An 18,874-nucleotide genomic window follows, 5' to 3' on the forward strand; every position below is an offset into this window, starting at 1 on the left:
GGGCGGCACAGGGGAGAAATGCGGGTCTGTTCAGGGTATTTCCCCGATCTCGCGCGTGAGATCCGGTTCTACCATTCCAGGCATGGGCGAGGAAGAGCAGCCGACGACCGAGACCAAGCCGTTGAGCGGACGGGACATCCGGGTCTCCGACGCGGAGCGGGAACACGTCGTCGAGGTCCTGCAGAAGGCGATCGGCCTCGGGATGCTGAACCTCGACGAGTTCACCGAACGGACCGACCGCGCCCTCGCCTCGAAGACCCGCGGTGAGCTGAACGCGGTGCTCACGGATCTGCCCGGCCTGGTGCACCCCGAGGCGGGGATGGTGCCGCGGCAGCAGCAGAACCCGTGGGCGCCGCCGGGGCAGCACGCCTACGCGCAGCCGTCCGGGCAGGTCATGGAGCTGAACGGCAAGTACTCGGCGTTGCAGCGCAACGGGAACTGGCTGGTCCCCGAGTCGATGGTGATCCGGAACAAGTACGGCGCCACGAAACTGGACTTCTCCCAGGCCGAGATCCGGCATCCGGTGGTGCATATCGAGCTGCAGGCCAAATGGGGTCCGGTGGAGATCACCATCCCGGAGAACGGCGCCGTCGACACCAATTCGATCACCGACATCAAGTTCGGCAACCTCGACGACCGGACGCGGTCGAACGGCCGCCCCGGCACGCCCCGGTTCGTCATCACCGGGCGCGTGCACGGGGGGTCGCTGATCATCAAGTACCCGCGGCGGGGCTTCTTCGGTTAGGCACCCACGGGGCGCACGTGGCGCAGGTGCCGGAGCACGAAGTACGCGACCGCGGCCAGCACCAGCGCGGCCAGCCCGGACACCGCGTGCATCCCGCTGGCGAACGCGTCGTGCGCGGGGACGGCGTCGGCGAGCCGGGACTGGGTGACCGCGTTGCCCAGCGTCCCGACGGTCGCGATGCCCAGCGCGTACCCGAACTCGTTGCCGGTCTGTGAGAGCGAGGCCGCCGAACCGGCCTTCTCCGGCGGCACCGAACTGACGACCAGATCCGTGCCCAGGGTGATCAGCGGACCGCCGCACAGGCAGGTGATGGCGAAGGCGATCGACGGCACCAGCGGTCCGGCTCCCGCCTCGACCTGCGTCAGCAGCAGGAATCCGGCGATCGCGCCCGCCAGGCCGGTGGCGATCAGCGTCGCGGGGCGGACGCGGCGGGCGAGAACCGGCGCGACCAGGAAGCTGACGGTCGACGCGAGCATGCCCGGCAGCAACGCCAGCGCGGCGCCGACCGGCGACAGCTCCAGCACGATCTGGAAGAACTGCGCGACGAAGAGCATGGTCGTCCCGCCCAGCATGGAGAACGCGCACATCCCGCCCAGCGCCGTCGAGAACGCACGGCCGCGGAACAGCGTCAGGTCGATGAGGGGGTCGCTGAGGGTTCGCTGGCGCCGCACGAACACCGCGCCGAAGCCAAGGCCGATCAGCAGCGAGGCCACCGGGACCACGTGCACACCCTCGCGAGCGAGCTCCTTGATGCCGTAGACCGCGGGCAGGATCGTGACCAGCGAAAGCGCGACGCTCGCCAGGTCGAGGCGGCCGGCGTTCTCGTTGCGGTACTCGGGCAGGAGCTTCGGGCCGACGACGAGCAGCAGGACCATCGCGGGGACGCCGAGCAGGAACACCGACCCCCACCAGAAGTGCTCCAGCAGCACGCCACCGACCATCGGCCCGACGATCGCGCCGACGGTGAAGCAGCCCGCCCAGATGCCGATCGCGAGCGAACGCTGGCGGCTGTCGGAGAACAGGTTGCTGATCAGGGCGAGCGTCGACGGCGCCAGCGTCGCACCGGCGATCCCGAGGAGCGCGCGGGCGGCGATGAGCATCAGCGCGGTGGTCGAGAACGCGGCCAGCACGGAGGCGAGCCCGAACGCCGTGGCGCCGATGAGCAGCAGTTTCCGGCGGCCGATGCGGTCGCCGAGGGTACCCATGGTGACCATGAAGCCGGCGATCATGAAGCCGTAGACGTCCATGATCCACAGCTGCTGGACGCTGTCCGCGCCGAGGCTCTGGCTGAGCTTCGGCAGCGCGAGGATCAGCACGAAGACGTCGAGGGAGACCAGGAAGGTGGGGAGGGCCAGCACGGCCAGCCCGACCCATTCCCGGCGTCCAGCCCGCGTCGGGGTCATGGTGGTCGTCATGGTCCGGTCCTTTCGTCGCTTCGGTGACTTCACCTGTGCGTCGAAGTGGTGGACCGGATTTCGACATGCTCCCTGATCCAGTTTGGGGAGCAAGGGACCTTTGCTACCGCTTCGCGTCTCCCCTAGGGCGCCCTCTTTTGGGCCGAAGGCCCACGAGAACACGATGAAGGGGCGCCTTCGCACTCACGTGAGGTGTGTACGAAACGGCGCCCCTTCGGCGGGTTTTCGTCAGCGCCCGACAGAATCCACTGCCTGCCTGGCGGCGACCGGGTCCGACGTGGCCAAGACCGCGTCGGCGAGTGACTCGCATTCGGCCAGCGTCGTGGCCGCCAGGCTCGCGCCGACCGCGCGCACGGCGGGCGCGTTCATCGAAAGGCTGGTCAGGCCGAGCCCGGCGAGCACCAGCGCGAGCCTTGGGTCGGCGGCGGCCTCACCGCAGACACCGGCGGGCTTGCCGGTGTCCTTCGCGGCCTGGCCGATGACCTTCAGCAGGCGCAGCAGCCCGGGCTGCCACGGGTCGTTGAGCTTGGCGACCGCGCCGAGCTGGCGATCCGCGGCGAAGGTGTACTGCGCGAGGTCGTTGGTGCCGACCGAGACGAAGTCGACCGCGTCGAGGATCTCGCGGGCGGTCAGCGCGGCGGCCGGGATCTCGATCATCACGCCCACGCGGGCGATTCCGGCGGCGCGGGCGCGCTCGGCGAACCAGGCGGCCTCGTCGGCGGTGGCGACCATCGGCGCCATCACCGAAACGTCGGCTCCGGAGTCCTGCGCGGCACCCGCGATGGCCTCGAGCTGACGGTCGAGGATCTCAGGCCGGTCGAATGCGACGCGAAGCCCGCGTACGCCGAGCGCCGGGTTGGGCTCGTCCTCGGGCTCCAGGAACGCGAGAGGCTTGTCGGCGCCCGCGTCGAGAGTGCGGACGACGACCGGCTTGCCGCGGAACGGCGTGAGCACGTCGGTGTAAGCCTTGCGCTGCTCTTCGACGCTCGGCTCGGCGGACGCGTCGAGGTAGCAGAACTCGGTGCGGAACAGGCCGACACCTTCCGCACCCGCCTCGGCGGCCGCCTGGGCGTCGGTGGCGGAACCGACGTTGCCGAGCACCTTCACCCGGTGGCCGTCGGCGGTCGCACCGGTGCCGTCCCACTCGATCGCGCCGGTCTTGGTGGCTGTGACGATCTCGGCGTCCGGGTCCGCGACCTCGACGACGCCGGTGTCGCCGTCCACCGCAAGCGCTTGCGCGTCGAGCGCGAGGACGCCGCGGACCGCGACGACGGCGGGAATGCCGAGCGCGCGGGCGAGGATCGCGGTGTGGCTGGTCGGACCGCCCTCTTCGGTGACGAGCGCGAGCACCTTGTCCGGGTCGAGGCCCGCGGTGTCGGCGGGCGCGAGGTCGCGGGCGACGAGCACGCTCGGCGAGTCGAGGTCGGGAACGCCGGGAGGCGCGATGCCGAGCAGCTCGGCGATGAGCCGGTCTCGCACATCGAGGACGTCGCGGGCCCGCTCGGCCATGTAGCCGCCCGCGGCCGCGAGCGCGTCGGCGAACTTGCCCGCCGCCTGGTGCACCGCACGCGGTGCGGGCAGGTTCTGGTCCTTGACGAGCTGCTCCGCCGAGGAGACGAGCGCCGGGTCAGCTGCCATCGCCGCGGTCGTGATGAGGATCGTCGCGGCCTCACCCGTCGCCGTCTCGGCGAGCTTCTCGAGCCTGCCCGCCACGATCTGCGCGGCCGGGGCGATCCGGGCGGCCTCGGCGGCGGGATCGGCCGGTGCCGGCGTGCTCGCGGGTTCGCCGAGCGGCTCGGCGACCCGGACGACAGGACCGCTCGCGCGGCCGGGACTGACGGCGACCCCGGACAGTGACTCAGACGGCATGGTCTAGACCATATCTCATAGGCGGCGTGACCTGGCTCATAGCCACCAGCAGAACACAGAAGCAGGCATCATTCCAGTTCGGACGCCGTCGGATACGAGGGCTGCGCGCCCTGGCGGGTCACGGTGATCGCCGCCACCTTCACCGCCTTGCGCGCCGCGTCGGCCAGCTCGTCGCCCTTCGCGAGCGAGGTGGCGAGTGCCCCGGCGAAGGCGTCACCGGCGCCCGTCGTGTCGATGGCCTCGACCTTCGGCGACGGCACCTCCGTCACCCCGTCCGCGGTCACCACCGCCGCCCCCTTCGCGCCGAGCGTCACGACAGCGGCCTTCGGACCGAGGTCGAGCAGCTTGGGGAAATCTGCGTCGCCACCGAGAAGGAAGGCAGCCTCGTGCTCGTTGACCAGCAGCACGTCGAGCCCCTGAAGCGTCTTCGCGGAAAGCTCGGCCGCCGGTGACAGGTTCAGCAGCGTCTTCACTTGGTGTTCAACGGCCTGCACGACGGCGTGCTCGACGGTTTCGAGCGGGATCTCCAGCGACAACACCACGATCTCGGCGCCGTCGAGGTCGACGTCCTCGGGCCGCAGGCTGGAATTCGCGCCGGGCGAGACGAGAATGGAGTTCTCTCCGTCGGGCGTGACCGTGATGTACGCGATCCCCGTCGGACGCTCGCTCGTGCGCAGCGAGTCCGTGTTCACCCCGGACTCGGCCAGCGACCGCTTGAGCAGCTCGCCGTACGGGTCGTCGCCGACCGCCCCGAGCAACGCGACGTCGGCGCCGAGCCTCGCCGCGGCGACCGCGGTGTTGGCGCCCTTGCCACCCGGCGACAGGACCGTATCGCCGCCCAGTACGGTTTCGCCACCACCTGGCCGCCGGTCGACCGGGACGACGAGATCGGCATTGGCGGACCCGATGACCAGCACCTGAGAAGTCATGGAGGAAACGATGCCATGACCAGCAGTTGTCCGAGCATGGCCCTTCTCCGGGCGAAGATGTGAAGAACTTTGTAACTTTCTCGCCGCGTAGTGCGACAATCAGGCGAGCAGCGGAACGCCGTCACTCTTTCGGGGGATAACCTTCCCCCGGGCGTCACTTCGGCGATCACGCCCGCTCTTGAGATGCGTTGCCGCTTCCGAGCGGTGACGTTGCCCCGATCCCGGCCGGTGCCGGGAAGAGGGCATCGGGTCGCCGGCGTCGATCACGTAGCCCCCCGAGTGATCGGCGCCGGCGGCGCCCCGGCTTCGGCGGCGCCGAAGCTGTCAGACCATGAAGACAGTGAGGCGATGAACCCGGGGAACTGGTCTGCACTTCCCGGCCCGGAGTGGTACCGGCCAGCAGAAGCGGCCGGCGCGGTCGCAACGCTGGAAACACCCGCATCGAAGGACAGTTCTGCTGCCTTGGCGGTCGGCCGCTTGGCAGGCGCGGTGAGCAACGATCACGCGGGAACGCTTTATCCGGCCGCTGTCCCCGCCGTGACAGTCCTGCTGCGAGTCGTCCGGGATCGACCGGGAAAGCCGCGCGCCGAGGCTTTGACGGTGTTGCTGGACTGGTGGGGTTGTTTCGCGCCTGAACCCGGATATGCGAGCTACCGGGATGAAGACGACCAGCCGGTGGACTTGGTCGAGGCGATCGAGCACAGGATCCGGGCCGCGGCGGATGTGTTGCGGACCATCGCCGACGACCGGTCGGACAGCGGTCCAGCCAGGAAAATGGCCAAAGAGCTGTTATCCATGCTGGCCGCGAGCAGTTGGCTGGATTCGCTGGGCTAGCCGCTTTCCGCTCGAACATCGACGCTCTCGGCCTTCCGCATATTCCTCTCACGTCCTACCGGCGTTCGGTCCGACGGAATCGATCGACGAGTCCGAACAGCCCGAAGCCCCACCGCCGGATCTCGCGCCGAGGCCACCGGGTGAGACCAGGACGATGTTGCTCGATCAGGTCCGAGAACGTCGCGGCCGCCGCCCGAGGCACTCCGGGTGACAACTCGTATCCGAAGCTTGTGCCCACTCCTCGAAAATACGTTCGGATCCAGCCATGAAGACCATCCCGCTTCGAAGGAACCGGAACGAGGAGGACCGAAACGACACTCCGGAACCGCATAGCACGAGGCTGATCGAAGACGATCCGCTCCAGGGTCGACCAGGCCAACAAGGCCCCCCGGCCATCGCTGGTCTCTACCGTCAGCCCGTCAGGCTCCACGAAGAACGTCGCCTCCTTCAGCGGCTCCTTCCTTCTGAGACCGTAGAACACGATTGTCGCACCGACCGCGAAGATCGTTCCCGCGACCAGATAGGCCGGGTCCCAAAAGCCGCCGATTCGCACGTCGAAGACCAGCCAACCGATGAAGATCCCCAGTGCTGCCAATAGCAATCCCAGGATGGCACCGACCTTCACCCAGCTCGGGTTGCTCTCATGCGCCTCATGATGTCTGACCGGCAGATCCACCGAAGTCGTCGCCGCTTCCGCAGCACTCCCGTCAGGGTCTTCCTTCTTGAACTCTGAATAGACAGCACCGGCCACAACCACCGCGATGAACATGAAGATGAAAAGATAAGCGCCGAAAACGTACTCCAAGAACCAGTACGGATGAGCGACGTTACGTTTCCATTTTCCGTCGTCGTCCATGACGGCGACCGGTTTCCCTTGATCGCCCGGCGTTAATTCGCCTTCGAACTCCATGCCGGTCCGCGTTCCGGCGTCGGTGGCGACGTCCGCCGTGCAAACCCAGTAGTACCCGACACCGCCGAGGCCGATCGGGCCACGAGCAACACAGGAGGTCACCGAAGCCGTGCCGTCCTTGTCCTCGTCCGACCAGCTTGTCAGGCTTACCGGCGCCGCGGCCAGCCGGTGGATCGTGAGAGCCGGGAGCAGCGCCAGCCCCAAGGCCAGAATGAGTACGGCGAGTGAGGCGGACAGTCCCTTCGCGAACGAATTCAAAGCCGCCTCACCAGCAATCGTCGAACGGTGTTGCCACTACAGCGACCCCGAGATCCTCTGTCCACCCTGCTGCCCGAAGATGGGCTTCTCCTCTTGCCGCACTCCGGATGACGCGGGAGCAGCACCACTGCCGACCACCCCGGATTTCCTCGGGTCGATCGTGGTCTTCTCCTCATCTTCTTTTTCGTCGTCCGCACTTTCACTGTTCTCGGTCGACGCGCCGTAATCCAGCGCACCCTTGACCACTTCTTTGACAGCTGCTTTACCGACGCCGCCCAACGTGTCCAGACCGGCTTGCATCGCAACGCCACCGACGTGGCTGACGACGTCAGCCACGTACTTGCCGCCATCTTTGGCCCACTTCTTCACCAAGTCGACGAATACGACGTCCAGTTTTTTCAGCAGTGCGATGGCGTTGGCGAACGCTCGTTGAAGCTTTTGAACCCACGTAAGGGATTCCCCCGCCTTCTTGATGGCGAAAGGGACCCCCTCGGCCGCCAGGGCGGCGGGGTACCCAGGCGGGGGATAGCGCATAAGAATGAATATGATCTTCGCCAAAGTGTCCGTGATGAGGTCACGGATCACCGTCCGAACGACATCGAGGATGATCTTGCAGACCTCGACGACGGCGCCGGCATCACGTGCGGCGTCGGACAGTGCTCGGTACGAATGCAACTGTTCCTGAACGTATTCGAGGTAGCGGTCGGCCACCGCACCGGTCCAGCCCACGGTGTTCTTCCGAACCTCGGCTGTCAGCTGTTCAGCCGTCTCCTGGACCTTCTTGCTGATGGCCGTCCACTTCTGGGCCTCGAGATCGAGCGCGTCCTGGTTGCCTGTGAGCCAGTCGAGAGGCTCCTTCAGGAAGTCGACGTGCTCGATGACCCACCCCAGGCCCCAACTCAAGAGAGTCTCGAGCGGATTTCCACCACTGGTGATCATCGACGCGGCGTCGAATCCGGCCGAACCCAAGCTCAGCAGGCCTTCGGTCCAGTCACCTTGAGCCAGCTTTTCGATGCCGCCATAGGTATCCTGAATCGCACCCGCGCCTTCGAGGAAGCTATCGACGGGCCTCTTCTCGGAATCGGTCTCCTCCTTGGCGGCATGGAGGATGCTGTTCTCTCCGTCAGCCATGCCGCACCTGACCCGAGCGGTTGATCAGCTCAGTCGCCGACTCCTCGTCGACCCGACGCGCTTGAGCCCATTTTCGCACTGTCGTGACGTGATGCTCGCCCGCATCGACAGCGCTCTTAAGCGCTTCTGCCGCCTTGTCAGCGGTGCTGCTGCACCAGACGTCGAGAGCTACGAGCTGCCCGATCAAACCGAAATCTCCAGCCTGGATCCGACTTTGCTGATCGGCTGCCAGCGCCGATTGAATGGTTTCCAGCGTCGTCGCGACCTGCTTGGCGTGCTCGTCGATCTGGTCCGGATTTACATTGAAGCCCTGGTCGCCTTGTGGCTGGACCATGTTTCCCCTCCCTCAAGAACCCGCTCAGCGCAGGAAGTCGCCGCCGGTGAAGTAGTCGTCCTCGTGGTCCGTCTGCTGCCGCCGCGCGGCGCGCGGTGGCGCGGGTGGAGCCGGAGGAGCGGGCGGCTTCGGCGCGGGAGGGGGCGGCGGAGCGTCGAGTTCGTCTTCGGCGACGAAGCGGTCGTCCTCGTCCATCTCCTGGTGGCCGCCCTCGACGAAGCCCGTCGGTTCGGGTTCCGGGTATTCGTTGTGCAACTGGCTGACCAGCTCGTTCATGGTCTCGGTGCCCGCGATCGACGGCACGCCGGTCTGCATCGCGCCCGCGAGTTTGCTCTGCGCGCTCTGGACGACGCGGAGGATCTCCTGTGCGAGCGCGGGGTTGTCCCGCACGGACGGGCCGATCTCCAGGCCGACGAGATTCCCCGCGTGGTTGACCTTGACCGAGATCTGGCCGTCCTTGCTGCGTTCGGACACCGAGACGCTTTCGATCTCGGTGCGCATCTGATTCGCCTTTCGCTGGGCGTCGGCCAGTTTGGCCTCGAAATCAGCGAAGAGCTGCTCAGGGTTCGACACGCGAACCTCCCCTGTTCACGTCGTAGCCGTTCGGCGACCGAGTGTGGCATACCCGTCTGACATCGGGGAACGTTTGGCGGAGATCCGCACCCCGGTCGTGTGGATCACCACAGCGACCCTCCGGTTTTCCCCACCCGATCCGACGGTTTACCCGATGTTCCCGCAGGTCAGCTGCGCCTAGCGTGTCCGTTATGACGATTTCGGACTGGAAACGAGCGGTCTACGCGCTTCTCGTGCTGCCGGGGTACCTCGGTGGCGCGAAGGTCCAGCGCGGGCTCGCGCGGCGCTGGCTCGGGTGGGAGGGCGGGTCCCGGCCGCGGTTCGTGGTGGCCTTCGGTCCGAGCGCGGTCGCGTTCCTGCTCGCGTTGCTGCTCTTCTACCTCGTCGGGCGCATCGCGACCTACGGGCTCTTCTGGACAGGGAGCGACCCCGAGGGCACGTGGGGCGGGCCGACGCTGGCGGGCGCGTGGATCGTGCATCTGCTCATCGCCGCCGGGATGGCCGTTCCGATCTTCCTCGCGCTCCGGCCACTCACCAGGCTCCAGGCTCGCCTTCTGGGGTAATCCCCGCACTGACCACCTAGAATGCCCGGATGACCAACCCCAGCCGCAGGGGCCGCGAGCGGGCGGCGACCGATCAGGACATCCGCCGGACGGCGCGGGCGCTCCTGGTCGAGCGGGGCCCGGAGGCCGTGACCCTGCGGGCGATCGCGCGCGAGCTCGGCATCACGGCGCCGGCGCTGTACCGCTACTACGGTTCCCGTGACGATCTGGTCGAGCATCTTCGCGCGGACGTCGTGGCGGATCTGGCGGCCGGGCTCGCCGAGGACATCGCTCAGTTGCCGGACGAGGGCGCGTTGCAGCTTTTCGCCATCTGCAAGGGATTCCGGCGGTGGGCGCTCACGCACACCAAGGAGTTCACGCTGGTCTTCGCGTCGCCCGCGGGCGACGACACGTTGAGCAGGCTGGACGAGCCGTTCGGGCGGATCTTCCTCGCGGCGGCGGGGCAGGTGCTCGCGACGCACGATCTGGTGACGCCGTCGAACGACGTGGTCCCCGTCGAACTGCGCGACGACCTCACGGCCTTCCAAGAGGAACTGCTCGCCGTGCTGAAGGAGTCCGGGGCGACGTTCCCGCTCGAAAAGCTCGACCTCGGCGTGACGTACCTGATGATCCAGTTCTGGGCCCGGCTCTACGGGCACGTCACGCTCGAGGTCTTCGGCAACTATCCGATCCCGTTCTCGAAACCGGACGTCCTCTTCGAGGCGATGCTGGCCGATCTCGCGCGGGAGATCGGCCTGTCCACCGACTAGGCCGCGTGCCCGCCGTCGACCGAAACGGTCGCCGCGGTCACGTACTTGCTTTCCTGCCGCGCCAGGAACGACACGGTCGCGGCGACCTCCGACGGGGAGCCGTAGCGGTCGAACACCGTCATGCTCCGCTGGTCGGCGGCGTACGGGCCGTCGGCCGGGTTCATGTCGGTGTCGGTCGGGCCGGGGTGGACGATGTTCACGGTGATACCGCGCGGTCCCAGTTCCCTGGCCAGCCCCTTGGTCATGCCCAGCAGGGCGGTCTTGCTCACCGCGTACAGCGACATCCCTGGCCCGGGCACGCGGTCCGAGACACAGCTGCCGATGGTGATCACGCGCCCGCCGTCGCCGAGGTGCCTGGCCGCGGCCTGGGTGGCCACGTAGACACCACGGACGTTGATCGCGAGCACGCGGTCGATGTCCTCCAGGCTCGTCTGGTCGAGCGGGCCGACGAAGCCGATGCCTCCGTTGTTGACCAGCACGTCGAGCCTGCCGAACTCGGCGACCGCCGTGTCGACCGCGGAAACCACGGCCGCGGCGTCGGCGCTGTCGGCCTGGATCGCCAGCGCGCGGCGGCCGAGCGCCTTGATCCGGTCCACGACACCGGCCGCGAGTTCGGCGTTGCTCTGGTAGGTGAGCGCGACGTCGGCGCCGTCCTCGGCGAGCCGGATCGCCGTGGCGGCACCGATTCCGCGGCTGCCGCCGGTCACCAAAGCCACCTTGCCGTCGAGGGTCATGGGGTGTTCTCCGTTCGATTTCGTTGTCCTTGAACAACTCCATCGAATCGCCTCACGACCCTCGACGCTGGCGGCTTTCAGCCACGGCGTTACAGCACGATGTTGACCAACCGTCCCGGCACGACGATCACCTTGCGCGGCGTGCCGTCGCCGACCAGCGCGGCGACCTTCTCGTCGGCCAGCGCGGCCGCCTGCACGGCGTCCTTGCCCGCGTCGGCGGGCACGGTGACCCGCGAGCGCACCTTGCCGTTGACCTGGATCGGGTACTCCACGGAGTCCTCGACCAGGTACTTCTCGTCGACGACCGGGAACGGCCCGTGCACCAGGGAATCCGCGTGCCCCAGCCGCTTCCACAGCTCCTCGGCCAGGTGCGGGGCCAGCGGCGCCAGCATCAGCACCAGCGGCTCCACCAGTTCCCGCGGCGTGGCCTCGGCCGAACCATAGGTCTTGGTGACGTAGTTGTTCAGCTCGATCAGCTTCGCGCCGGCCGTGTTGAATCGCATCTCCGCGTAGTCCTCGCGAACGCCGGCGACCGTCTTGTGCAGCTGCTTGCGATCCTCGTCCGTGGCGTCCACAGTGGACACACGCAGTTCGCCGGTCTCCTCGTTGACGACCAGGCGCCACAGCCGCTGCAGGAACCGTTGCGCGCCAACGACGTCCTTGGTCGCCCATGGCCGCGAGACATCCAGCGGACCCATCGACATCTCGTAGAAGCGGAAGGTGTCGGCGCCGTAGTCGGTGGACATCTGGTCAGGCGTCACGACATTCTTCAGGCTCTTGCCCATCTTGCCGTATTCCTGCTTGACCTCTTCGTCGCCGAAGAAGAACTTGCCGTCCCGCTCCTCGACCTGGTCGGCCTGGACGTAGACGCCGCGCGCGTCCGTGTAGGCGTACGCCTGGACGTAGCCCTGGTTGAACAGCTTCCGGTACGGCTCCCTGGACGACACGTGGCCCAGGTCGAACAGCACCTTGTGCCAGAACCGCGAGTACAGCAGGTGCAGCACCGCGTGCTCGACACCGCCGACGTACAGGTCCGTGCCGCCGGGGTCGTCGACGCCGTGTTCGGCGGGACGCGGGCCGACCCAGTAGGACTCGTTCTCCGGCGCGACGAACACGTCCGGGTTGGTCGGGTCCAGGTACCGCAGCTGGTACCAGCAGGAGCCCGCCCAGTTCGGCATGGTGTTGATGTCGCGGCGGTAGGTCTTCTTGCCGTCGCCCAGGTCCAGCTCGACCTCGACCCACTCGGTGGCGCGCGCCAGCGGCGAGGACGGCGTGCTGTCCCTGTCCTCCGGGTCGAAGGTCACCGGCGAGTAGTCGGCGACCTCGGGCAGTTCGACCGGCAGCATGCTGTCCGGCAGCGGGTGGACCTGGCCGTCCTCGTCGTAGACGACCGGGAACGGCTCGCCCCAGTAACGCTGACGCGAGAACAGCCAGTCGCGCAGCTTGTACTGGACGGTGCCGCGGCCGTGGCCGTTCTCCTCCAGCCAGCCGATCATCGTCTTCTTGGCCTCGTCGACGCCCATGCCGTCCAGGAACCCGGAGTTGATCGCGGGCCCGTCGCCGGTGAACGCCTTGCCGTCGAAGCCTTCCGTCGGCTGAACCGTGCGGATGATCTCCAGGCCGAACTTCTCGGCGAACTCCCAGTCACGGGTGTCCTGGCCGGGGACCGCCATGATCGCGCCGGTGCCGTAGCCCATCAGGACGTAGTCGGCGACGAAGACCGGGATCTCCTTGCCGTCGGCCGGATTCACCGCGTAGGAGCCGGTGAAGACGCCGGTCTTCTCCTTGTTCTCCTGACGGTCCAATTCGGACTTCCGCGCCGCCGCCGCACGGTAGGCGGCGATCGCTTCGGCGGGCGTCGCCGCGTCACCGGTCCAGCGGGCGTCGACGCCTTCCGGCCAGGTGGCGGCGGTCAGTTCGTCGACCAGCGGATGTTCGGGCGCGACCACCAGATACGTGGCGCCGAACAGGGTGTCGGGGCGGGTGGTGAAGACCTCGATCTTCTGCTCGCCCGCTTCGAACGACACACGCGCACCGTGCGAGCGGCCGATCCAGTTGCGCTGCATGGACTTGACCTTTTCGGGCCAGTCCAGCAGGTCCAGGTCGTCGACCAGCCGGTCGGCGTACGCGGTGATCCGCATCATCCACTGGCGCAGGTTGCGGCGGAAGACCGGGAAGTTGCCGCGCTCACTGCGGCCCTCGGAGGTGACCTCTTCGTTCGACAGCACCGTGCCCAGGCCGGGGCACCAGTTCACCGGCGCCTCGGACAGGTAGACCAGGCGATGCGAGTCGATGATCTTCAGCTGCTCGGCGCGGGTCAGTTCGCACCAGTTGCGGCCATCGGGCGTACGCCGCTTGTCCTGCGCGTACTCGGTCTCCAGCTCGACGATCGGCCGGGCCTTGCCCGCCTTCTCGTCGTACCAGGAGTTGTAGATCTGCAGGAAGATCCACTGGGTCCACTTGTAGTAGTCCGGATCGATCGTCGAAATCCGGCGACGTTCGTCGTGACCCAGGCCCAGGCGCCGGATCTGGCGCAGGTAGGTCTCCATGTTCTCTTCGGTCGTCTTGCGCGGGTGCTGCCCCGTCTGCACCGCGTACTGCTCGGCGGGCAGGCCGAAGGCGTCGAAGCCCATCGTGTGCAGCACGTTGCGGCCGATCATGCGGTGATACCGCGCGAAGACGTCGGTCGCGATGAAGCCCAGCGGGTGCCCGACGTGCAGGCCCGCGCCCGACGGGTACGGGAACATGTCCTGGACGAACAGCTTGTCCGACGGGACCTCTCCGCTCTCGTCCGCGAGCGGGCCCACCGGGTTCGGTGCGTGGTAGGTGCCGTGGTCGGACCAGTAGTCCTGCCAGCGCTGCTCGATCTGGCCCGCCAGCTCCGCCGTGTAGCGGTGCTGAGGTGCCGCGTCGGCGCCTTCGCTCGCCTGGTTCATCGCCGAAATCCTCCGTGCTCATCCACGTCAAGCCACTCCAGAAACAACTCGACCCCTCAGCCCGGAGGGCATGAGGGGTCGCCGCGCTGGTCCCGGCCGTGGGGCCGAGTTCAGCGCGGCAGGCTAAGGAGCAGCCGAGCCGTGTTCATGGGTCCAGTCTAACCCGCTGGTCAAAGGCGTTCCGAGGGGACCGCCAGAGCGATGAACTGGGTCACCTGCGTCGCGGAGAAGTTGTTGTCGCTGACCAGCACCAGGCTGCGCTCGCCATTCGGGAGGCGCGGCCCCCAGGTCATCCCCTCGATGTTGTCCACAGTGGACAATTTGAAGTCCGCGAGGTCCGCGAGCAGGCGCTTCTTCACCGGCTTGACCTTCTTCGCGTCGGCCAACGAGGGCGTTTTCAGGATGTTCGTGGCGCCCTTGGTGTCGATCTCGTAGATGCGGACCTTGTTGCCGACGCCGGTGACGAACGAACGCTCCATCACCAGGTAGCGCGTCGGGTCGGCCTGGTCGACGGCCAGCAGCGACGAGATGCCCGTGGTCGCGAACGCGCCGGGCGGGTTCGGCGACGCGAAGACCTTCTCCTGCGGGTACGCGTACTGCGCGAGGACCGGCCCGAACCGCGACTGGAGCGTGATGCGCGAAAGGGCGCCCGACGTGGTGGTCGCTTCCGGGCCGTCCTGCAGCAGCGGGCCCTCGGCCGAGCTGGCGACCAACGACCCGAAGCCCGCGTACGTGAGGCCTTCGAGAGCCAGGTTCTGCCGCGGCCCCGTCGTCTCGGTCATCTTCTCGTTGGCGGGAATGGGCAGGTCACGGACGTAGGAGCCGTCGCGCTCCGCCTCGCGGATCGACGGGTCGATCCGCGCCGCCGCCGACCGCTCGCCCTCCTGGGACCAGACGTACCGGCCGGTCCAGGGGTCGACACGCAGCTCTTCGGGGTCGATGGTCTGCATGTTCGGCGGCTGCGCGGGGTCGTTCTTCGCGAGCGGCGGGTACGGCGTGCCGTCGGGACGCAGGAGCGGCTTGGTGCCGGTGAAGGTGACCGGGCCGAGTCCCTTGGCGTCGAGGGAGAACTTCGCCGTGTAGAACCGCGCCGGGTTGAGGGCGGAGCGGTCGTCGCAGATCAGCGCGTATTCGCCGGTGCGGGGGTCGAAATCGATGCTGGACAGGCCGCCGACGACCGTGCCTTCGTAGGGCAGGGCGTTCGGGACGATTTGTTCCCCGATCAGGCGAAGCGGACGGTGACCCGCTTCGGCGGCGGGTGCGGCCATCAGGGTGAGGGGGACGGCCCCGATCAGGGCAGTGGCTAGAACTCGGCGTGACATGGCCTGTAGCACAGTCGATCAGGGTATCCGGCAGGTTGCCGGAACGTCACGCTTATCCTCGTGGAGTGTTCGTCATAGCGCTGGTCCCGATCGTGCTGGGTGTCCTCGTCGGCTGGGGTGGGTTCCTCGGCCTGCGCGAGAAGCTGCCGCGTGACCGCGGCGCCGGCGTGCGCACCGCCGCCACGATGCGCAGTGAGGACGCCTTCCGGCTCGGCAACAAGGTCGCCGGGGTCCCGACGCTGGCCGGCGGCGTGATCGCCGTGCTCGCGGGGATCGCCGCGCTGGTCATGCCGACGACGTTCGGGCTGCTGCTCGCCTCGTTCGTGGGCGTGATCGCGATGATCGCGCTGGTCGCGGCCGGGGGAGTGCTCGGCAACCGCGCGGCCGCGACGGTGCCGGAACCCGAGCCGGAGCGGCCCGCCGGCTGCAGTGGCTGCGCGTGCGGCACCTGCGGCGTCTTCAAGAAGGCCGACACCGCCACCGCCTAGTTGCGCTGAAGATCTCCCGGGTGGGTGGCCAGCAGCGCCAGCGGAATGCCCTGACGCCTCAGCACCTGACCCCACAGGTCGTGGTGCGGCGAAGCGAGGACGTCGCTGGGCAGCGCCGGGACGATCACCCAGTCGTCGCGTTCGATCTCGTTCGCCAGCTGGCCGGAGTCCCAGCCCGCGTATCCGGCGAAGACCCGCACACCGCGGACCTTCGGCACCAGGATCTCGGGATCGGTGTCGAGGTCGACCAGCGCGACCGGGCCGCGGACGGCGATCACGCCGGGCACGCTGGACGCCGTCTCACCGGTCCGCAGCGCGGCCAGGCACAACGCCGTCTTCTTCTCCACCGGACCGCCGACGAACACCGACTGCGGTTCGGCGACGTGCCCGCCCCAGTTGGGGAGCACGTCGTACACCGGGACGTCACTCGGCCGGTTGAGCACGACGCCGAGCGTTCCCTCGTCCCGGTGATCGATGACGAACACGACGGTCCGCCTGAAGTTGGGATCGAACATCGTGGGGGCGGCGACCAGGAGCGTTCCCGGTTCGACCTCGGCGTCCGCTGGCACATCCGCCATGATCCCACTTCGAGCGGAGACAAATCGTCCGGCTCTGGGAACAACAGCATCACGAGCACCGTTGGACACAACGGTCGGTGCGCTTTCCGTGTCCCCCGGGCTCACTGAAGAACCGCCTTTGTGGAATACCGTCCGGCTGGAGCCACACTGCGCATAGCCGCCGAGAGGCGACCTCAAAGCGCATCGACCACCTTCTCTAAGCTGCGGATCCGTGACGATCAGCGCCCCGGCGCCTCCTCGAAACTTCGTTCGCGACCGTGATTTCCGCCGTCTGCTGTTCACGCGGTTCTCCGCGCACTGGGGCAACGGCATGTACCAGGCCGGACTGGCCGGAGCCGTCCTCTTCAACCCCGAACGCGCCGCCGACGCGCTCGCCATGGCGGGCGGGTTCGCGGCGTTGCTGCTGCCCTATTCGCTCGTCGGACCGTTCGCGGGTGCGCTGCTCGACCGGTGGGACCGCCGGAAGGTCCTGATCTTCGCGAGCCTTCTGCGCTCGTTCACCATCCTCGCGACGGCCGTCGCCGTTGGCTCGGGAACGGCCGGGGTCGGCCTGTTCTCCCTGGCACTGGCGTCCGAAGGCATCTCGCGGTTCATCGGCTCGGGGCTGTCCGCGTCGCTTCCGCACGTCGTCGAAGAGAAGTCCGTGGTCGCCGCGAACGCCTTCGCCGCGACCTGGGGTTCGGTGCTCGCCGTCGTCGGTGGCGGTTGCGCGATCGGCCTCCGGGCACTGACCGGCGCCGACGACGCGGGTTCCGCGTGGGTCACCGCCGTCGCCGCGCTGGGCGGGATCGGCGCCGCTGTCCTCGCCGCCGGATTCACGCGCGGGCTGCTCGGGCCGTCGACGGTCGACGAGCCTTCGAACCCGGCCCTCGCCGTCGCCCGAGGCCTGGCTGACGGTGCGAAGGCGGCCTGGCGGACGCCCAGCGTGACAGCCGGGTTCGTCGCGCTGTTCGCCCATCGGGCGGCGTACGGCATCTCGCTGCTGGTGACCGTGCTGCTGATGCGCAACCACTTCACCGCCGGGATGACGGGACTGGGGCAGATGGCGGCCTTCGCCGGTGCCGGGATCCTCGTCGCCGGACTGCTGACCGCCCGGCTGATCAAGCTGCTGGGCAGGATCCGGTCGGTGGTGGGCGCGCTGGTGCTGGCGGCGGTCGCGCAGCTCGCGCTCGGCCTGCCGATGGTGGTCCCGGCCGCGGTGCTCGCGGCGTTCCTGGTGACCGGTGCCGGGCAGGTACTGAAACTCTGCGTCGATTCCTCGGTCCAGCTCGACGTCGCCGACGAAGCGAGAGGGCGGGTCTTCGCGCTCTACGACACGCTGTTCAACGTCACCCAGGTCGCCGCCGTTTCCCTGGCCGCGACGGTGATCCCGGACGACGGCCGTTCACCGGGACTCCTGATCACGGCGGCCGTCCTCTACCTCCTCGGCGCCGCCGGATACCTGCTCGCGGTGCGAAAAGGGAGAACGGCTGATAAGGCTCCGCCCTTGGCATTAGGGTGACGCCTACCGACACCGGGTGACGTATGCCCGGATCAAGCACTCGCGGGGGCTCAAGTGACGACGGCCGGCGACGACAGCGCACGCCTCGAAGCGCGCAATGCCGCCATGAAGGACCAGGTCGACACGCTGCTCGAACAGTTCGAGCGCCAGACGGCCCAGCTCCGGGACGCGCAGGAAGCCGCTTCCCAGACCTCGGCGACGGTGGTCTCGCAGGACGGCCTCGTCCGCGCCACCATCGACGCGACCGGCACGCTCGCCAAGCTCGAAATCCAGCCGAACGCCTTCGAGCGCACCAATCCCGCGCAGCTGGCCAACACCGTGCTGACCCTGGTTCGCCAGGGATCGCTGCAGGTCAAGCAGCAGGTCGCGGACCTGATGGCCCCGATCACCGAAGGGCTGCCGGATCTGTCGGACCTCATCGAGGGCGCGCCTTCGCTCCAGGGGCTGATGCCGGCGATCCCCGACTTCCTCGCCGAAGAGGAGGAGACGGCCGCGCCCGCGAAGTCCGACGAAGACTTCGACGCCCCGCTGATGATCAAGGACGACGCCCCGCCGCCGCCTCCGCCCGCCCCTCCCGCGCCGCCGACGCCGAAACCGGTCCCGAAACGGGTGCGTCAGCAGGACGACGATGAGGAAGAGCCGCCCTCGAGCTGGCTGACCAGGGGGGTCTGATGCCGAACGGTGGGGGCGGAGCCGGGTTCACCGCGGATCCGGAAGCGGTGAAGACGGCCGCGGCGAAACTGGGGATCGCGGCGGACCAGCTCGACGAAGCGGGCAAGGAACTGCTGGCCGCGATGAACTCGCTGGGACAGTGCTGGGGCAACGACGACGCGGGCAAGGAGTTCGCGAAGGACTACGAGCCCGGCGCGCAGGGCTCGTCCGAAGGGTTCGCGAACGTCGTCGAAGCGCTGCGGGGCATGCAGCACAACGTCGAACGGTCGATGACCGCGTTCACGAACGCCGAGGAAGAGATCAAGTCGACGCTGGACAAGAAGGTCTAGCGCC

General features: G+C 68.1%; 19 protein-coding genes. 8 read left to right on the plus strand and 11 right to left on the minus strand.

What is annotated here, in order from left to right:
* Positions 1-82 precede the first annotated feature (82 nt).
* The gene (locus ACFVM3_RS03890) at positions 83-745 is read left to right on the plus strand and encodes a DUF1707 domain-containing protein (RefSeq protein WP_378435284.1); all 663 of its coding nucleotides are present in this window, start codon (positions 83-85) and stop codon (positions 743-745) included.
* Here the strand turns inward: ACFVM3_RS03890 and ACFVM3_RS03895 are convergent.
* The 3 genes from ACFVM3_RS03895 to ACFVM3_RS03905 form a co-directional block, all read right to left on the minus strand.
* Positions 742-2,160 (minus strand): MFS transporter, encoded by a 1,419-nt coding sequence (locus tag ACFVM3_RS03895; RefSeq protein WP_378435286.1) that lies wholly within the window; start codon positions 2,158-2,160, stop codon positions 742-744. The two genes, ACFVM3_RS03890 and ACFVM3_RS03895, sit on opposite strands and share 4 nt — an antisense overlap.
* A 228-nt stretch (positions 2,161-2,388) precedes the next feature.
* Positions 2,389-4,029 carry a phosphoenolpyruvate--protein phosphotransferase gene (gene ptsP, locus ACFVM3_RS03900; RefSeq protein ID WP_378435288.1) on the minus strand — a complete coding sequence of 547 codons (1,641 nt, stop codon included), beginning with the start codon at positions 4,027-4,029 and terminating at the stop codon, positions 2,389-2,391.
* A gap of 68 nt (positions 4,030-4,097) precedes the next feature.
* Positions 4,098-4,958, minus strand: a complete 861-nt coding sequence (locus tag ACFVM3_RS03905) for a ribokinase (RefSeq protein ID WP_378435290.1) — start codon at positions 4,956-4,958, stop codon at positions 4,098-4,100.
* Positions 4,959-5,237: 279 nt separating this feature from the next.
* Between ACFVM3_RS03905 and ACFVM3_RS03910 the strand changes: the two genes are divergently transcribed.
* Positions 5,238-5,792: a hypothetical protein gene (locus ACFVM3_RS03910; RefSeq protein ID WP_378435292.1), complete on the plus strand. Its 555-nt coding sequence runs from the start codon at positions 5,238-5,240 to the stop codon at positions 5,790-5,792.
* A 55-nt stretch (positions 5,793-5,847) separates the two neighbouring features.
* Here ACFVM3_RS03910 and ACFVM3_RS03915 read toward each other — a convergent pair whose 3' ends face one another.
* From ACFVM3_RS03915 to ACFVM3_RS03930, 4 genes are read right to left on the minus strand one after another with little or no spacing between them, the layout of a single operon-like run.
* Positions 5,848-6,960, minus strand: a complete 1,113-nt coding sequence (locus ACFVM3_RS03915; protein ID WP_378435294.1) for a DUF6346 domain-containing protein — start codon at positions 6,958-6,960, stop codon at positions 5,848-5,850.
* A 36-nt stretch (positions 6,961-6,996) separates the two neighbouring features.
* Positions 6,997-8,091 carry a WXG100 family type VII secretion target gene (locus ACFVM3_RS03920; protein WP_378435296.1) on the minus strand — a complete coding sequence of 365 codons (1,095 nt, stop codon included), beginning with the start codon at positions 8,089-8,091 and terminating at the stop codon, positions 6,997-6,999.
* Entirely contained in the window at positions 8,084-8,425 is a 342-nt protein-coding gene (locus tag ACFVM3_RS03925; protein WP_378435297.1) for a hypothetical protein, read from the minus strand. The genes ACFVM3_RS03920 and ACFVM3_RS03925 overlap by 8 nt, the downstream gene beginning before the upstream one ends.
* 24 nt (positions 8,426-8,449) lie before the next feature.
* Complete coding sequence (locus ACFVM3_RS03930) at positions 8,450-8,998, minus strand: YbaB/EbfC family nucleoid-associated protein (RefSeq protein ID WP_378435299.1); 549 nt, start codon at positions 8,996-8,998, stop codon at positions 8,450-8,452.
* A 191-nt stretch (positions 8,999-9,189) separates the two neighbouring features.
* On the opposite strand from ACFVM3_RS03930, the gene ACFVM3_RS03935 reads away from it, so the two are divergent.
* Together ACFVM3_RS03935 and ACFVM3_RS03940 are read left to right on the plus strand one after the other, a co-directional pair.
* Positions 9,190-9,561 carry a hypothetical protein gene (locus ACFVM3_RS03935; RefSeq protein ID WP_378435301.1) on the plus strand — a complete coding sequence of 124 codons (372 nt, stop codon included), beginning with the start codon at positions 9,190-9,192 and terminating at the stop codon, positions 9,559-9,561.
* A 29-nt stretch (positions 9,562-9,590) separates the two neighbouring features.
* Positions 9,591-10,310 carry a TetR/AcrR family transcriptional regulator gene (locus tag ACFVM3_RS03940; RefSeq protein ID WP_378435303.1) on the plus strand — a complete coding sequence of 240 codons (720 nt, stop codon included), beginning with the start codon at positions 9,591-9,593 and terminating at the stop codon, positions 10,308-10,310.
* Here ACFVM3_RS03940 and ACFVM3_RS03945 read toward each other — a convergent pair.
* From ACFVM3_RS03945 to ACFVM3_RS03955, 3 genes are all read right to left on the minus strand, one after another.
* On the minus strand, positions 10,307-11,044 hold the full coding sequence (locus ACFVM3_RS03945) for an SDR family oxidoreductase (RefSeq protein WP_378435305.1): 738 nt from the start codon (positions 11,042-11,044) through the stop codon (positions 10,307-10,309). The genes ACFVM3_RS03940 and ACFVM3_RS03945 overlap by 4 nt on opposite strands.
* Positions 11,045-11,133: 89 nt before the next feature.
* On the minus strand, positions 11,134-13,980 hold the full coding sequence (leuS, locus tag ACFVM3_RS03950) for a leucine--tRNA ligase (protein ID WP_378435306.1): 2,847 nt from the start codon (positions 13,978-13,980) through the stop codon (positions 11,134-11,136).
* 170 nt (positions 13,981-14,150) lie between these two features.
* Positions 14,151-15,302: an esterase-like activity of phytase family protein gene (locus tag ACFVM3_RS03955; RefSeq protein ID WP_378435308.1), complete on the minus strand. Its 1,152-nt coding sequence runs from the start codon at positions 15,300-15,302 to the stop codon at positions 14,151-14,153.
* 65 nt (positions 15,303-15,367) lie between these two features.
* Between ACFVM3_RS03955 and ACFVM3_RS03960 the strand changes: the two genes are divergently transcribed.
* Entirely contained in the window at positions 15,368-15,790 is a 423-nt protein-coding gene (locus ACFVM3_RS03960; protein ID WP_378435310.1) for an SdpI family protein, read from the plus strand.
* Here the strand turns inward: ACFVM3_RS03960 and ACFVM3_RS03965 are convergent.
* On the minus strand, positions 15,787-16,368 hold the full coding sequence (locus tag ACFVM3_RS03965) for a YqgE/AlgH family protein (RefSeq protein WP_007032276.1): 582 nt from the start codon (positions 16,366-16,368) through the stop codon (positions 15,787-15,789). The two genes, ACFVM3_RS03960 and ACFVM3_RS03965, sit on opposite strands and share 4 nt — an antisense overlap.
* 211 nt (positions 16,369-16,579) lie before the next feature.
* On the opposite strand from ACFVM3_RS03965, the gene ACFVM3_RS03970 reads away from it, so the two are divergent.
* The 3 genes from ACFVM3_RS03970 to ACFVM3_RS03980 are packed head-to-tail and all read left to right on the plus strand — an operon-like array spanning position 16,580 to position 18,870.
* The gene (locus ACFVM3_RS03970; protein ID WP_378435312.1) at positions 16,580-17,869 is read left to right on the plus strand and encodes an MFS transporter; all 1,290 of its coding nucleotides are present in this window, start codon (positions 16,580-16,582) and stop codon (positions 17,867-17,869) included.
* Positions 17,870-17,923: 54 nt separating this feature from the next.
* Positions 17,924-18,541 (plus strand): YbaB/EbfC family nucleoid-associated protein, encoded by a 618-nt coding sequence (locus ACFVM3_RS03975; protein ID WP_378435314.1) that lies wholly within the window; start codon positions 17,924-17,926, stop codon positions 18,539-18,541.
* A complete protein-coding gene (locus tag ACFVM3_RS03980) occupies positions 18,541-18,870 on the plus strand; it encodes a WXG100 family type VII secretion target (protein ID WP_340685748.1) in 330 nt (109 codons plus the stop codon). The genes ACFVM3_RS03975 and ACFVM3_RS03980 overlap by 1 nt, the downstream gene beginning before the upstream one ends.
* Positions 18,871-18,874 lie beyond the last annotated feature (4 nt).

The sequence above is a fragment of the Amycolatopsis sp. NPDC057786 genome (genome assembly GCF_042797905.1).
Taxonomy (GTDB): Bacteria; Actinomycetota; Actinomycetes; order Mycobacteriales; family Pseudonocardiaceae; genus Amycolatopsis.